At 71.2% G+C, this 14,901-nt stretch carries 9 protein-coding genes, 1 other RNA gene and 1 pseudogene; 6 read left to right on the top strand and 5 right to left on the bottom strand.

Features of this window, described 5'->3' with window-relative positions; genetic code table 11:
- Positions 1-183 precede the first annotated feature (183 nt).
- The 3 genes from LG278_RS12685 to LG278_RS12675 form a co-directional block, all read right to left on the bottom strand.
- Positions 184-1,275, bottom strand: coding sequence for an SLC13 family permease (locus tag LG278_RS12685; RefSeq protein ID WP_404387354.1), 1,092 nt, complete (start codon positions 1,273-1,275; stop codon positions 184-186).
- A complete protein-coding gene (locus LG278_RS12680) occupies positions 1,272-2,069 on the bottom strand; it encodes a YaaA family protein (RefSeq protein ID WP_404387352.1) in 798 nt (265 codons plus the stop codon). The genes LG278_RS12685 and LG278_RS12680 overlap by 4 nt, the downstream gene beginning before the upstream one ends.
- Positions 2,070-2,155: 86 nt before the next feature.
- Positions 2,156-3,166, bottom strand: a complete 1,011-nt coding sequence (locus LG278_RS12675) for a polysaccharide deacetylase family protein (protein ID WP_404387350.1) — start codon at positions 3,164-3,166, stop codon at positions 2,156-2,158.
- Positions 3,167-3,332: 166 nt separating this feature from the next.
- Between LG278_RS12675 and LG278_RS12670 the strand changes: the two genes are divergently transcribed.
- On the top strand, positions 3,333-4,769 hold the full coding sequence (locus LG278_RS12670) for an RNB domain-containing ribonuclease (RefSeq protein ID WP_404387348.1): 1,437 nt from the start codon (positions 3,333-3,335) through the stop codon (positions 4,767-4,769).
- A gap of 28 nt (positions 4,770-4,797) precedes the next feature.
- Here the strand turns inward: LG278_RS12670 and LG278_RS12665 are convergent, their stop codons facing one another.
- Entirely contained in the window at positions 4,798-5,631 is an 834-nt protein-coding gene (locus LG278_RS12665; RefSeq protein WP_404387346.1) for a hypothetical protein, read from the bottom strand.
- A gap of 137 nt (positions 5,632-5,768) precedes the next feature.
- On the opposite strand from LG278_RS12665, the pseudogene LG278_RS12660 reads away from it, so the two are divergent.
- Positions 5,769-6,937, top strand: a pseudogene (locus tag LG278_RS12660) (RtcB family protein).
- 92 nt (positions 6,938-7,029) lie between these two features.
- Here LG278_RS12660 and ppc read toward each other — a convergent pair.
- Positions 7,030-9,711, bottom strand: a complete 2,682-nt coding sequence (gene ppc / locus LG278_RS12655) for a phosphoenolpyruvate carboxylase (protein ID WP_404387344.1) — start codon at positions 9,709-9,711, stop codon at positions 7,030-7,032.
- 150 nt (positions 9,712-9,861) lie between these two features.
- Between ppc and LG278_RS12650 the strand changes: the two genes are divergently transcribed.
- The 4 genes from LG278_RS12650 to LG278_RS12635 all read left to right on the top strand — a co-directional run bounded on the left by LG278_RS12650 (position 9,862) and on the right by LG278_RS12635 (position 14,751).
- Positions 9,862-11,502: a peptide chain release factor 3 gene (locus tag LG278_RS12650; RefSeq protein WP_404387342.1), complete on the top strand. Its 1,641-nt coding sequence runs from the start codon at positions 9,862-9,864 to the stop codon at positions 11,500-11,502.
- A gap of 4 nt (positions 11,503-11,506) precedes the next feature.
- Entirely contained in the window at positions 11,507-12,235 is a 729-nt protein-coding gene (locus tag LG278_RS12645; protein ID WP_404387340.1) for a spermidine synthase, read from the top strand.
- A gap of 67 nt (positions 12,236-12,302) precedes the next feature.
- An RNA gene (rnpB, locus tag LG278_RS12640) (RNase P RNA component class A) lies at positions 12,303-12,697 on the top strand.
- 146 nt (positions 12,698-12,843) lie between these two features.
- Positions 12,844-14,751 (top strand): CocE/NonD family hydrolase, encoded by a 1,908-nt coding sequence (locus LG278_RS12635; protein WP_404387339.1) that lies wholly within the window; start codon positions 12,844-12,846, stop codon positions 14,749-14,751.
- Positions 14,752-14,901: the final 150 nt, after the last annotated feature.

Genomic DNA, 14,901 nt, shown 5'->3' with positions numbered 1-14,901 from the left:
CGCGCCCGGTCGGGTGGAAACTGCCCACTCGACGTTGAGGTCGGGTGGAAACTGCCCACTCGACTTTGAGGTCGGGTGGAAACTGCCCACTCGACGGTGCTGCGGGCCGGAGGGTCGGGTGGAAAGTGCCCACTCGACTTTGATGTCGAGTGGGCACTTTCCACCGCGCTCGGGTGCTCTCGGTCAGGCGGTGAGGGCCAGCGCGAGGGTGGAGCCGGTCACGACGACGACGGCGCAGGCCAGGCCGGTGACGGCGAGCCGGCGCCACGACACCGTGACGCCTGCGGCCCTGCAACGCTGCGCCCAGAGGATCGTCGCGAGTGAGCCCCACATGGTGACGATCGGTCCGGCGTTGACGCCGATGAGCAGGGCTGCGAGGCGCACGGGCGACTGGTCGGCGGTCACCTCGAGCGCGAGGTAGGCGGGCAGGTTGTTGATCGCGTTGGCGGAGGCCGCGCCGATCGAGCCGAGGCGCAGCAGCTCGGCGGTGCCGGTGCCGCTGCCCACCACCTCGGTGAGCCACGGGCCGAGGCCCGCACTGAGGGCGAGGTCGACGACCACGAACAGGACGGCCACCCCCAGAGCGGCCTTCCACGGCACGCTGATGCGCCTCACCAGCATCGGAGCACGGAGCGCCGCGACGGCGAGCAGCACGAGGGCCGCTGCGATGGCCGGCCAGGCCGGGGTGATGCCGGCCACGAAGGCCGGCGCGAGGGCGGCCGCGACGACCGCCGACACGACCATGAGGGTGCGGTCGTGCGGCTCGGCTCGGGGCGGCCTGTCATAGCGCCCGCGCAGGTCACGGCGGTGGATCAGCCACAGCACGACGACGGTCAGCACGATCGCCGTGAGGGCAGGAGGCCAGAGCAGGGCGACGTACTCGTTGACCGAGAGCCCCAGCGCCGTGAAGTGATGCAGCGCAAGGAGATTGGTGAGGTTGGACACCGGCAGGAGCAGTGAGGCGGTGTTGGCCAGCCACAGCGTCGTCATCGCGAAGGCCAAGGGCGGCACGCCCACCTGGTTGGCGACGGTCACGGCCACGGGGGTGAGCAGGACCGCCGTCGTGTCCAGACTCAGCAGGATCGTGCTGGCGCACGCGAGCGCGACGATGAGCAGCCACAGCACGACGACGCGCCCGCGAGCGACCTTGGCGGCGAGGTGCGCGGCCTCGTCGAAGACCCCGGCGAGGTCACAGATCTCGGCGACGACCGTGATGGCGACGAGGAAGGCCAGGACGGGAAGGACCCGCTCCGCCAGGACCGCGAGGTCGGTCACCGTGCAACCGTCGAGGCCTCGTCACGGACGTCGACCGGCGACCGGCGCGGCTGCTCCTGCACGGCGAGGGTCCAGGGGCGTCCCGGCCGAGGCGGAGCCGTGAGCTCGACGTCAAAGCGTTCGGACAGGCGCTCCGCCAGGGCCCTGGGACTGCGCGGCGCCTCGGCCTGGACGAGCTCGCGCGTGACGAGCCCTCTCGTGTGCTTCGCGTTGTGCGACGCGCCCGGCACCGCGACCTGCACCCAGGCGTCGGCGCGCTGACCTGTGGGACGCCACATCGCGGCATACGTCGTGGATCGGCAGTCGACGACCAGCTCACGCGGCTTGACGGCGGCATCGAGGGCGCCGGAGAGCGCGCCGCGCCACCCACGGTCGAGCGCGCCGGCACCCGGCACGCTGGCGCACACGTTCACCCGGTAGGCGGGCACGCGGTCGGTGAGGCGCAGGGCGCCGAAGACGGCTGAGATGACGACGACGCTGCGGTTGGCGCGCCGCTTGGCGGCGCTGTCGAGCGACGCGTGGTTGAGGGCCTGGTAGAGCACCCCGCTGTAGACCTGGACCGCTGCAGCCGTCGGGGCGGTGCGCAGGTCGATGTTGCGGCGCACCTGGTCGACCAGGGTGGGGCTGACGCCGAGGAGGGCCGGTGCGTCGGGCTGCCCGCTCACCTTCTCGATGGCCGCGATGATGCTCTCTCGCCGGGCGGTGAGGCTAGGGAAGGAGAGCGACGAGAGGTCGAGCGGGCGTCCTCGACGGGCGGGGGTCTTGCCCTCGGAGGGAGGCAGCAGGATCAGCACGGGGGCAAGCCTAGGTCGACGCGCTGGGGGAGTCGTCGCGGGTGGGAGGCGGCCCGTGGCCCCCCGTGGGCGGACCGGACCCGCGGTCAGCGCAGGGGTTCGAGCAGCAGGCCCTTGGCACGCATCCCGCGGATGAGCCCCGGAAGGGCTGCCGGGGTGTTGGCGCCGGACATGTGCATGAGCACCGAGCCACCGGGGCGGGCCGGGGCCGTGACGCCGTCGCCGTAGAGCACCTTGTTGATGATCGTCGTCGCCGAGACACCTGCGTAGTCGGACGTGTCCGTCGTCCAGTGGCACACGCGGTAGCCGAGAGCGGCGGCGTCGTTCGTGATCCGCTGCGAGTAGGCCCCGGCGCCGTAGGGGGGCCGGATCAGCTTCGGTGTCGAGGTGGCAGCGACGCCCCGGCTGATCTGCCAGCGCACGGACGAGCTGGAGAGGGTGTTGAGGGCTGGGTGCGAGTAGGTGTGGTTGCCGAGCAGGTGGCCGGCGTTGCGGATGGCCGCAACCTTCGAGGGGTTCGCAGCAGCCCACTGGCCCGTCGGCAGGAAGCGACCGCGCACGTTGTAGGCCTTGAGGGTCGCCAGCATCGAGTTGAGCCTCGTCCAGCTCACGTTGCCGTCGTCGAAGGTCAGCTGGACCCGTGACGTGGTGTTCCAGCACTTCTCGATGCTCGCCCGCGTGGTCGCGCTCACGGGGGCGGAGTAGTAGCCCTTGGTCGCGACCGACTTGTAGCCGTAGGTGGAGTACTGCGTGGCATAGCCCGTGCGCGTGAAGACGGCTCGGCTGCTGACGGTCCACGTGCCGAGCCGAGACGGGAGCGTGACCCAGCAGCGCTGCGACCACCCCGTGCTGTGCCGCCACTGTGCACCGTTGCACACGCCGGCGATGCCGGCGACCGACACCCGGAAGCTCAGGGCGTAGCCACTCGGGCGGGAGCTCGTCGTCACGACGACGGCCACCGTCGACCCGGGGGAGTCGTAGGCCGGGCCGGTCACGCGCGCCGACGGGGCAGCCTGCGCCGGGGCGACGAGCCCTGCCACCGGCACGACGAGCGCGAGCACGGCGCCCGCGAGGAGGGTCCTGACACCTGTGCGCATGGTCTTCTCCCACCAGAGTGTGTCCCCGTGACGGCATTGTGTCCGGGGCCTGCAGGGCGCGTCTCGCGTATCCGTTATGTCCGGGTCGCGCCGCAACCCAGCCACGTGGGTCGGCGGCGTCGACCGGAGCCCCACCCGTGCTGACCCGATGCGTAGGGTGATCGGCATGCCCCAGCGACACATCGTGTTCCGCCCGGCGACGGAGCCGAGCGACACCTCCCAGGCCCTGCTCGACCGGTTCGACGCGGTGCGCCGCGAGTTCGAGCTGCCAGAGGGCTTCCCGCCCGAGGTGCTCGCCGAGGCGCAGCGCGCGGCCGCCGACGCCGACCTGCCGCAGCGCGACGAGACGTCGGTGCCCTTCATCACCATCGACCCGCCGACGTCGAAGGACCTCGACCAGGCGATGTGGATCGAACGCGACGGCTCGGGCTACCGGGTGCGCTACGCGATCGCCGACGTGCCGGCCTTCGTGCGAGCCGGCGGGGCGATCGACGCCGAGGCGCGCCGCCGGGGCCAGACGGTCTACTGCCCCGACGAGCGGGTGCAGCTGCACCCCAGCGAGCTCAGTGAGGGGGCCGCGAGCCTGCTGCCCGATGAGGTGCGACCGGCCTTCGTCTGGGACATCCGCCTCGCCCCCGACGGCGAGGGCACGGCGGTGGAGGTCTACCGCGCGATGGTGCGGAGCGTGCGCCGCTATGACTACGAGCAGGTGCAGCGCGCTGTCGACGACGGCAGCGCGGAGGAGTGCCTCGTGCTGCTCAAGGAGGTGGGGGAGAAGCGGGTCGTGCTCGAGCGTGAGCGCGGTGGCGCCACCCTGCCGATGCCGGAGCAGGAGATCGAGGAGGACGGCCAGGGCGGCTTCCGCATCTCCTTCCGCCCGCTGCTCGCCTCCGAGGACTGGAACGCCCAGATCTCGTTGCTCACCGGGATGGGCGCCGCCGACCTCATGCTGCGCGGCAAGGTGGGCATCCTGCGCACCATGCCGCCGCCCGACCCCCGCGACCTCACGCGCTTCCGGCGCCAGGCGTCGGCGCTCGGCGTGCCGTGGCCCGAGGGTCTCGCCTACGGGGAATTCCTGCGCACGCTCGACCACGCCAACCCCAAGCACCTCGCGCTCATCCACGAGGCCACGACGCTCTTCCGGGGCGCGGGCTACACGCCCTTCGACGGCGCCGTGCCCGACCAGCCGCTGCATGCCGCGGTCGCCAACCCGTATGCGCACGTCACGGCCCCGCTGCGCCGTCTCGTCGACCGCTTCGGCCTCGTCGTCTGCGAGGCGCTGTCGTCAGGGCAGGACGTGCCCGCCTGGGTCCGCGAGGCCCTGCCCACCCTGCCCGAGATCATGGCGACGTCCGACCGTCGCACCAACGGCGTCGAGCGCGCGTGCACGGATGCCGTCGAGGCTGCCGAGCTGCTGCCCCATCTCGGTCGCACCCTCGCCGCCGTCGTCGTCGACGAGAACGACAAGGGTGTCGTCGTGCAGCTGCTCGAGCACGCGGTCGTGGCCAAGGCGAAGGGTGTGGCCAAGGCGGGCGACTCCGTCACGGTGCGCGTCGACGTGGCCGACGTCTCGACGGGCACGATCACGCTGTCCGTCGTCTGACGGCACCGGGGGCGGGGCGCCTGACCCGTCAGGGGGTGGTGGCGCTGGGCGCGCTCGTCGCGGCCCCCGTCGGTATGCCGCCCGCTGCGTTGCCGCTCGTGGCGCCGGGTGCCGTCGGGGGGGAGCCCGGCGTCGTGCCCTGCGATGCCCCCGCCGTCGCGCTGGCCGCGCCGGTCGCGCCCGTCGAGCCGGGCGAGCCAGTGGCCGGGGACCCGTCACCGGAGGCCGCGCCGGTCTGGGGCGCACCATCCGTCGAGCCGGGTCCGACGGGGTCGCCGGCTGCCGGCACGGACGGCGTGCCGCTCGAGGTGCTGGTGGGGGACGACCCGGCGGCGCCGGAGTCGTCCTGCGGGGAGTCCACCCCGGAGGCCGCAGCCATGCTGACCCCGATGGAGGTGCCGGTGACCTGCGCTCCGGTGGCGAGCTGCAGTCCCGCGAGGAACGCCGCCGCGATGGCGAAGACGGCACCCGACGTGACGAGCAGGCGTCGTGCCGTCAGCCGGTCGGGCCGCCCCCACCAGGTCGGCTGTGCGGTCGGGGCGTCCGTCGTGGTGACCTGTGGCTCCACCGTCGACAGGGGCACCTCCTCGAGGTCGCCGCGCCGCGTGCGCACGAGCACGACGGCGTCGCGGGCGCGGGTCATCGAAGCCGTGTAGAGGCTGGCCGCCACGGCGGAGATCAGGCTCAGCACGGCCGCGCCGGCGATGGTGCCGACGACCCCGAGGCGCGAGCCGAGGGCTGCTGCCGTCGCTGCCGCCGCGGCGCCGCCGAGCAGCTGGGTGATGGAGAGATCGAGCACCTTTGCTCTGGTCCGGTCGGGGTTCTGCGTCGGGTTCTGGTCAGGGGTCGTCTGGGTCGTCATGGTCCTGGCATCGGTTGCGATCGTCTTCCGACTGCCCAGCGATCGGGGGCCGACGATCGTTCCGTGCGCCATATCCCGGTGCGTGGCGGGCGGGTCGGAGCCTAGGGTTCGCAGACCGCCCACCAGAGGAAGGAACCATGGAGAAGATCTCATCGACGCTCGTGAACTGGGCGTCGATCCTCGCGCCCGCCACGCGTGCACAGGCGGAGACGACGGCGACCATGCCGTTCATCCACCCGCACGTGGCGCTCATGCCCGATGCCCATCTGGGCCTCGGCGCCACTGTCGGCTCGGTCATCCCGACCCTGGGCGCGATCATGCCCGCGGCCGTCGGCGTCGACATCGGTTGCGGCATGATCGCCGTCCGCACCCAGTTCACCCGCGACGATCTGCCGACGTATGCCGCCCCGCTCCGTGAGGCGATTGAGCGCGCGGTGCCTCTGTCGGCCGGGGTCTACAACAGCGCCGTCACGCGAGAGCACACGGCGACGCGGATGGCCGACCTCGAGGAGCGCGCTGCTGCAGCGGAGTTCGACCCGGCGGCATACGCGGCGAACTGGCGGCTGCAGCTGGGGACTCTGGGATCCGGCAACCACTTCATCGAGGTCACGGTCGACGAGCTCGACCGGGTCTGGCTGTTCCTGCACTCGGGGTCGCGCGGGGTCGGCAACAAGATCGCCCAGCACCACATCAAGGTCGCCCAGCGGCTCAACGAGAAGTGGTGGATCCCCCTGCCCCACAAGGACCTTGCCTACCTCGTCGAGGGCACGGACGAGTTCTGGGCCTACATCCGCCAGATGCGGTGGGCCCAGCACTTCGCGCTCCTCAACCGCGAGGAGATGATGGACCGGGTGGCTCTCGCCTTCGAGCAGTGGGTCCGCGCGGGCGTGGAGCGGCACGAGGAGATCAACAGCCACCACAACTACACCGAGCAGGAGAAGCACTTCGGCAAGCAGGTGTGGCTGTCGCGGAAGGGTGCCATCTCCGCTCGCAGGGCGAGGCGGGTCTGGTCCCCGGCTCGATGGGGACGGCGTCCTACGTCGTCACGGGTCGGGGCAACCCGGTGGCGCTGCACTCGTCGCCTCACGGAGCCGGTCGGGCGCACTCGAGGTCTGCGGCGCGGCGGCTCTTCACGCGTGAGCAGCTGTGCGCGTCGATGGCCGGCATCGAGTACCGCGACACCGACGCCTTCATCGACGAGATCCCGATGGCCTACAAGGACATCGACCAGGTCATGCTCGATGCCGCCGAGCTCGTCGAGGTGCGCCACACGCTGCGGCAGATCGTCAACGTCAAGGGCGACTGAGACGTGCAGGTCGCTCGTCTGGTCGCGAACGGGGTCATGGTGGGATCTCGATCGCGACCAGACCTGCGACGAGACGATGCGGCGTCGCCGACTCAGCCGGTGTTGCGCAGCCCGGCGGCGATGCCGTTCATCGTCAGCAGCAGCGCGCGGCGCAGCTCGGGGTCCGCTGACTGGCCCGAGCGGGTGCGCTGCAGCAGGGAGATCTGCAGCTCGTGCACGGCGTGCAGCCGGCTGTGGCGCACCGCGAAGGTGCGCCGCAGCACGGGCTCGTCGGACAGGAGCGCGTCCTTACCGGTGATCGCCAGCAGGTGCTGCACGGTGCGAGCGTGCTCCTCGGTGACCGAGCCGAAGAAGCGCTGGAGGGGTGGCTCGACGAGCTGCTCGACGTAGCGCCGGCTGATCGCGAGGTCGGTCTTGCTCAGGGTCATCTCCACGTTGGAGAGGAACATGCGCAGGAAGCGCCAGCGGTGCACGGCCTCCTCGAGCTGGTCGCCGTAGCCGGCGTCGATCGCGGCCGCGAGCCCGGAGCCGACCCCGAACCACCCGGGGAGGAGCTGGCGCGACTGGGTCCAGCCGAAGACCCACGGGATGGCGCGCAGGTCCTCGAGGCGCCCCCCGCCGCCGCGGCGGGCCGGCCGCGACCCGAGGTTGAGGTCGGCGAGCTCGTCGACGGGCGTGGACTGGCGGAAGTACTCGGGGAACGCCTCGTCGCCGACGAGGTCGAGGTATGCCGCGTGGGACGCCTCCGAGATGACCTCCATGAGGCTGTCCCACCGTCGGCGCACCTCGATGGTGTTCTGGGCCTCGCGCCGCAGGGTCGCCGCCCTCAGGGTCGCCGCGAGCGACAGCTCCATGTTGTGGTGGGCGAGCGAGCGCACGAGGTACTTGTCGGAGATGACCTCGCCCTGCTCGGTGAACTTGATCCGGCCGCTGACCGTGCCGGCCGGCTGGGCGACGATGGCCTCGTGGGTCGGGCCGCCCCCACGCCCCACGCTGCCGCCGCGACCGTGGAACATCACGAGGCTCACGCCGTGCGTGCGGGCCACCTCGACTAGCTCGCGCTGGGCGCGGTGCAGGCCCCAGCGGGAGACGGTGATGCCGCCGAGCTTCGAGGAGTCCGAGTAGCCGAGCATGACCTCCTGGCTGTCGCCGCGCAGCCGCACGAGCTCGCGGTAGGGGGCGCACGAGAGGAGGCGGTCGAGGAAGTCGCCCGCGATGGCCAGCGAGGTGGGCGTCTCGAGCAGGGGCACGAAGCCGATGCGGGCCACGCCGGCCTGGAGGTCGACGAGCCCCGCCTGGCGCGCGAGCACCGCGGCGGCGAGCACGTCGTCGACGTCCTCGCTCATCGAGACGATGTAGGACTCGATGGCGCCCGGGTCGCGGTCGAGGGCGCGCCGGACGGTGTGGAAGGTCTCCATGGTGCGTGCCGGCACGTCCTCGAGCCGGGTCGTGGGGCTCAGCAGCGGGCGGGGCTCGGCGAGCTCGCGCGCGAGCAGGGCCGTGCGCTCCTGCGGGCCGAGCGTGTCGTAGGCAGGGTCCTGGCCGACGAGCTCGTAGAGACGGGCCAGCGTCGTGTGGTGGTGAGCGGCGTGCTCGCGGATGTCGAGGACCGCGAGGTGGAAGCCGATGAGGGAGACGGTGCGCATGACGCGGGCGACGGGTCCACGTGCCGTGAGCTCTCCCCGGTGGTCGAGCAGCGAGCGATGGATGACGGCGAGGTCGGCGACGAGCTCGTCGGCGTCGGCGTAGGACCGCTCGCCCTGCTGTCCGTCGAGCAGGCGTGCCGAGGTGGCTCCGAGACGGTCGAGGATCGTCTGAAGGGCTGCGCGGTAGGGCTCCTCCGTCTCGGCACCTTCGGTCAGGGCCAGCAGGTCGGCGCTGGCCGCGACGACGCGCGACGACTCCGACATCTCGACCTGCAGCGCCTGGAGGTTGCGCTCGAGCATGCGAAGGGCCGTCCTCGTCTGGTGCAGGAGGACCTCCTCGGTGACGGCGGGAGTCACGAGGGGGTTGCCGTCGCGGTCGCCACCCACCCACGACCCGAGCCGGACCGGCACGGCCGTGGGGGAGAGCTCCACCCCGAGCTCGCCCAGCCCGGCTGCGAGCTCGTCGACGACATCGGGCAGCACCTGGTCGGCCAGCTCCTCGAGGTAGAAGAGGGCCGAGCGGGCCTCTTCGATGGGGCGCGGTCGGTCGACGCGCAGCTCGTCGGTCTGCCAGAGGCGCTCGATCACCTCGGCCAGCCGGCGCTCGCCTCTCGCGCGGTCAGCGGGCTGGGCGCGCGGGTCGGCGCGCTCCTCGAGCAGGTCGGCGATCTGGCGGACCTTGGTCAGCACCGACCGGCGGGAGGCCTCGGTCGGGTGCGCCGTGAAGACCGGCCGCACCTCGACCTGCTCGACCGTCCAGGCGAGGTCGTCGGTGTCGAGTCCTGCGGCCCGGACCGCGCTCATCGTGTCGGCGAGGGAGGCGCCGTCGTGCAGGGCCGACTCGTCGAGACGGTGCACCTGCTCGGCGACGTTGACGAGGTGGAAGTAGACGGTGAAGGCGCGAGCGAGCTTGGCGCTGCGGTCGGGGTCGATCGCGCTGAGGGCCGCGGTGATGCGGCCGTTGTCGGATGCGGACCCCGACGTGTGCGCCGCGGAGGCCCACCGCTCCACGTCCTGCATGAGGGTGACCACCTCGGCGCTGTCGTGGTGCTCGACCGTCTCGTAGAGCAACCGCGTGAGCAGCTGGACGTCGGCGTCAAGGCGGGAGTCTCCGGTGCTCGTGCTCACGCCCCAACCCTAGGGGCCGACCTCGCCATCGTCAGGAGGACTGAGCAGGGGACCGAGCTGGTGCATTGAGCAGCACTCTGACCGGCGCGAGCCGCCGATGCCGTGGATTCACAGTGACGATGGGAGACTCAGGGGGATCTTTGGAGGACCATGCACACCACTGCGTCGCCGCTCGAGCGCGACCTCGAAGCCACCCGCCACCCCGACGGCGCGGGCGGCGCCTCGCCGGAGGTCGCCGCGCAGGCGGCCCGCCGCCGCACGTTCGCTGTCATCTCGCACCCCGACGCCGGCAAGTCGACCCTGACCGAGGCGCTGGCGCTGCATGCCCACGCCATCGGCGAGGCGGGCGCCGTGCACGGCAAGGGCAACCGCCGCGGCGTCGTCAGCGACTGGATGGACATGGAGAAGGACCGCGGCATCTCGATCACGTCCGCGGTGCTGCAGTTCGCGTATGCCGGCACGGTGATCAACCTGCTCGACACACCTGGCCACGCTGACTTCTCGGAGGACACCTATCGGGTCCTCGCTGCCGTCGACGCCGCCGTGATGCTCGTCGACGCCGCCAAGGGCATCGAGCCGCAGACCCTCAAGCTGTTCGAGGTCTGCCGGGCCCGCGGCGTGCCGGTGATCACCGTCGTCAACAAGTGGGACCGCCCGGGGCTCGACGCGCTCGCCATCATGGACGAGCTGACGACGCGTCTCGACCTGCACCCGATGCCGCTGACCTGGCCGGTGGGCGTTGCGGGCGACTTCCGTGGCGTGCTCGACTGTGCCACCGGTGATTTCGTGGAGTTCACTCGAACGCCCGGCGGCGCGACCGAGGCGATCGCCACCCGTTCGTCGGCGGAGGACGCGCGGGCGACCGTCGGCGACGTGTTCACGCAGGCGGAGGAGGAGTATGACCTGCTGAGCTCGTCGGGCCACGGCTTCGACCTCGAACTCTTCCTCTCGGGGGCGGCGACGCCGGTCCTCTTCGGCTCGGCCGTGCTCAACTTCGGTGTGCGCCAGCTGCTCGACACGCTCGTCGCGCTGGCGCCTCCACCGAGCGCCCGCCCAGACCAGTCCGGCGGGGTCCGCGACGTCTCGGCCCCGTTCTCCGGCTTCGTCTTCAAGATTCAGGCGGGCATGGACAAGGCCCACCGCGACCGGCTCGCCTTCGTGCGGGTGTGCTCGGGCCGCTTCAGCCGCGGCATGGTCGTCACGCACGCCGACACCGGGCGCCCGTTCGCGACGAAGTATGCGCAGAGTGTCTTCGGACGCGACCGGTCGACCCTCGACGAGGCCTTCCCGGGAGACGTCATCGGGCTCGTCAACGCCAATGCGCTGCGGGTCGGCGACACCCTCTTCTCCGACGAGAAGGTCAACTTCCCCCGCATCCCGCTCTTCGCCCCCGAGCACTTCGCCGTGGCGAGAGCCGCCGTCAGCGGCAAGCAGAAGCAGTTCCGGCGCGGCATCGAGCAGCTCGGCGAGGAAGGTGTGGTGCAGGTGCTCCACTCCGATCGCCGCGGCGCGCAGGCCCCGGTGCTCGCAGCCGTCGGTCCGATGCAGTTCGACGTCGCCAAGCACCGCATGGAGCACGAGTTCGGGTCTCCCATCCGGCTCGAGGTGCTGCCCTACACCGTCGCGCGCGCCGTCGCCCCCGCGGCCCTGGGGCAGCTCGAGAACCGTGGCGGGGCAGAGGCACTGACCCGCGCCGACGGCGTGCACCTCGCGGTCTTCGCCGACAAGTGGCGGATGGCGTCGGTGGAGCGCGACCTGCCGGCCGACAGCCTCAGTCCGATCTTCGGGTGACGTCGTGAGCAAGCGCCTCGAGGAGATCGACTGGCAGCACACGCCGCTCGGCCCGATCAGCCTGCGCCGCCGGCTCGAGCCCAGCCTCCAGGTCGACGTCTACGAGGTGAAGCTCGGCGATGAGTTCCTCATGTCGAGCCTCTTCCCCGTCGCCGAGATCGAGCTCGCGCGCCTGGGGCTTGCCGCCGTCAGCGCAGACCGGCTCGACGTGCTCGTGGGCGGTCTCGGTCTCGGCTACACCGCCGCGACGGCGCTCGAGGACGACCGGGTGGCGTCGGTGTCGGTGATCGAGGCGCTGGCACCGGTCATCTCGTGGCACGACCGACAGCTGCTGCCCGACACGGCCAACCTGACGACCGACCCTCGCACGGACCTGGTGCAGGGTGACTTCTTCGCCCTGGCGAGGGGGCATGCAGGCTCCGGTCCCGGCCTCCCGGCGCGATTCCACGCCGTGCTGCTCGACATCGACCACACACCGCACCACGTGCTGCACCCCAGCCACGCCGCGTTCTACAGCGCCGACGGGCTGCGCCAGCTCGCCTCTCGGCTGCACCCCGGAGGCGCCTTCGCGCTGTGGTCGGACGACCCGCCGGACGAGGGCTTCACGGCACTGCTCGGCGAGGTCTTCGCCTCCGCTGCGGCGCACCTCGTCACCTTCGCCAACCCGCTCACCGGCGGCACATCCTCCAACAGCGTGTACGTCGCGACGACGGCCGATCTGCCGGAGGACTGAGCGATCGCCCGAGGCGCGGCGACCGCGGCACGAGCAGGACGGCATACGGCCCTATGCTGGTGGCGGATGAGTCGGCCAGACGGTCGCGTCAGGGCCTCGGCCCTGCCGAGGAACGTCCGGGCTCCACAGGGCAGGGTGGTGGCCAACAGCCACCCGGGGTGACCCGCGGGACAGTGCCACAGAGAACAGACCGCCGGGTGCTTCGGCAGCCGGTAAGGGTGAAACGGTGGTGTAAGAGACCACCAGCGCTCCAGGTGACTGGAGCGGCTCGGTAAACCCCACCCGGAGCAAGTCCAGACAGCACACGATCGGCGCCTCCGGGCGTCGGGAGACCGGCCCGGTCGAGTGTGCGGGTAGGACGCTCGAGCCGGCCAGCAATGGTCGGCCTAGATGGATGGCCGTCGCCGCGTCACCGGCAACAGTGACGCGGAACAGAACCCGGCGTATCGGCCGACTCATCCACCTCCGCGCCGGCACAGTCAGACACCAGAGCGCGAACAAACGCATCTTGGTCATCACCCTCCCTTTTAGGGCATTTCGTCGCTACTTTGTGAGGGCCCCCTCACCCCAATTGGGACTTCCCCGTTCCGGGGGCGGGAAGGACTCACATGAAAGCCAGGATCCTGGCCATCGCCAGCTCCCTTGCCGTGGTTGCACCGTTGGCCATCGGGACGATGGGGGAGGCCCGCGCGGCGTCGACGAGCACCGTTGACAACCCGCCGATCACGCTGGTCGGCGGTGTGACCTCGCCGATGTACGACTACACGAACGCCATTCGAGAGACGGTCTGGGTCGACACACCGGACCTCGACGGAGACGGCACGGCGGAGCGCATCGCCACCGACATCATCCGGCCGCGTGAGCTCGACGGCACCTCACGGGTCCCGGTCATCATGGACGCCAGTCCCTACTACCTCAGCCTCGGCCGCGGCAACGAGACCGAGTTCAAGCAGTACGGGGCCGACGGGAGTCCGACGAAGTTCCCGCTCTACTACGACAACTACTTCGTCCCGCGCGGCTACGCATTCGTCGCCGTCGACATGGCCGGAACCGCCCGGTCCACCGGGTGCACCGACGAAGGCGGCCGCTCCGACGTCGAATCGGTCAAGGCCGTCGTCGAGTGGCTGGACGGCAAGGGCACCGCCCGCGACGCGAGTGGCGCCGTGGTCGAGGCCACCTGGAGCAACGGCCGCACCGGGATGCTCGGCAAGTCCTATGACGGGACGCTCGCCAACGGTGTCGCCGCCACCGGCGTCGACGGGCTGAAGACGATCGTGCCGATCAGCGCCATCAGCTCCTGGTACGACTACAACCGCTGGCAGGGCGCCGTGAAGTCGCGTCACTACGCCAGCAGCCTCTCCCGCACCATCGCCCAGCGCCGCACCATCCCGACGGACTGCTCGGCGCGGCTGGCCTACATGGACGCCAACGACGCCGACGCCACCGGCGCCTACACGGACTTCTGGGCCGAGCGTGACTATCGCGACGGCAGCCTCTACGACGCCTCCAAGGTCAAGGCGAGCGTCTTCATCTTCCACGGGCTCCAGGACAACAACGTCAAGACCATGAACGCCTCCAAGTGGTGGGACGACCTGGGCGAGCAGGGCGTCCAGCGCAAGATGTGGCTCAGCCGCCTTGGTCACGTCGACCCGTTCGACAGTGACCGGCAGGAGTGGGTCACCACCTTGCACCGCTGGTTCGACCACGAGCTCATGGGCATCGACAACGGAATCGACCGTGAGCCGGCCGTCCGTGTCGAGACCGCCCCGAACCAGTGGGTGACGTCCAAGACGTGGCCGATCCAGTCCGCGCGCACGGTGTCTCTCAACCCTCGAGCAGACGGCACGATGGCGCTGGGCACTCAGGATCGGGGCACCGCCAGCTACGTCAACAACTCCCGCCTGAGCGAGGCCAACGCGGTCTCGCTGACCGCCAACCCGAACCGCCTGCAGTTCCTCACCGGAGCGACGACTCAGGACGTGCGGATCTCCGGCACGCCGACGGTTGACCTCGGCGTGACCCACACGGCGCCGGTCGGCCAGGTGTCCGTCATGCTCGTCGACTACGGCGCCATGGAGCGGGTCAGCGCGACCGGTGACGGCGCCCTGACCCTGGGGACGGAGACGTGCTGGGGCGCAGCCATCGCCTCGGACGATGCCTGCTACAAGGACGTCACCCGTCGCCTCCAGAGCACCCAGCTGCAGGTGCTCGCTCGCGGCTGGGCCCGTCTCGACGGCTCCGGCCAGCACAACGTCACCGTCGAGCTGGCTGCCAATGACGTCGTCGTCCCGGCTGGGCACCAGCTGGGCCTGATCGTCAGTGGGGCGAGCAACGGCGTCATCGCCGTCGATGCCAGCTCGGGGACCTACACGCTCGACCTGCGCTCCACGAGGCTGAACCTGCCGGTCGACGGCCCGATGAGCGGGTTCGCTCCCGGTCGCCTGACCGCCCAGGACACCGACAACCTGGCCCGGGGCACCCTGCCCGATCTGGACGAGACGCTCTGGCCCCGGTGAAGCGAAGCGCAGGGGCAGACCCGAGTCCCTAGCGCCGCCCTGCAGGACGCCCTCGCCCCCACTCCCGCACATCCGGGGTGGGGGCCAGGGCGGTATGCCGCCACGCCGGGATCGCGGCCGACTCCTTGAGTCCCCTGGCCGAGGTCATCG

The organism is Humibacillus xanthopallidus (assembly GCF_044793955.1).
Lineage (GTDB): Bacteria > Actinomycetota > Actinomycetes > Actinomycetales > Dermatophilaceae > Humibacillus > Humibacillus xanthopallidus_C.
The sequence above is the reverse complement of the archived record's forward strand: the minus strand, read 5'-3'. Positions and strand labels throughout refer to the sequence as shown.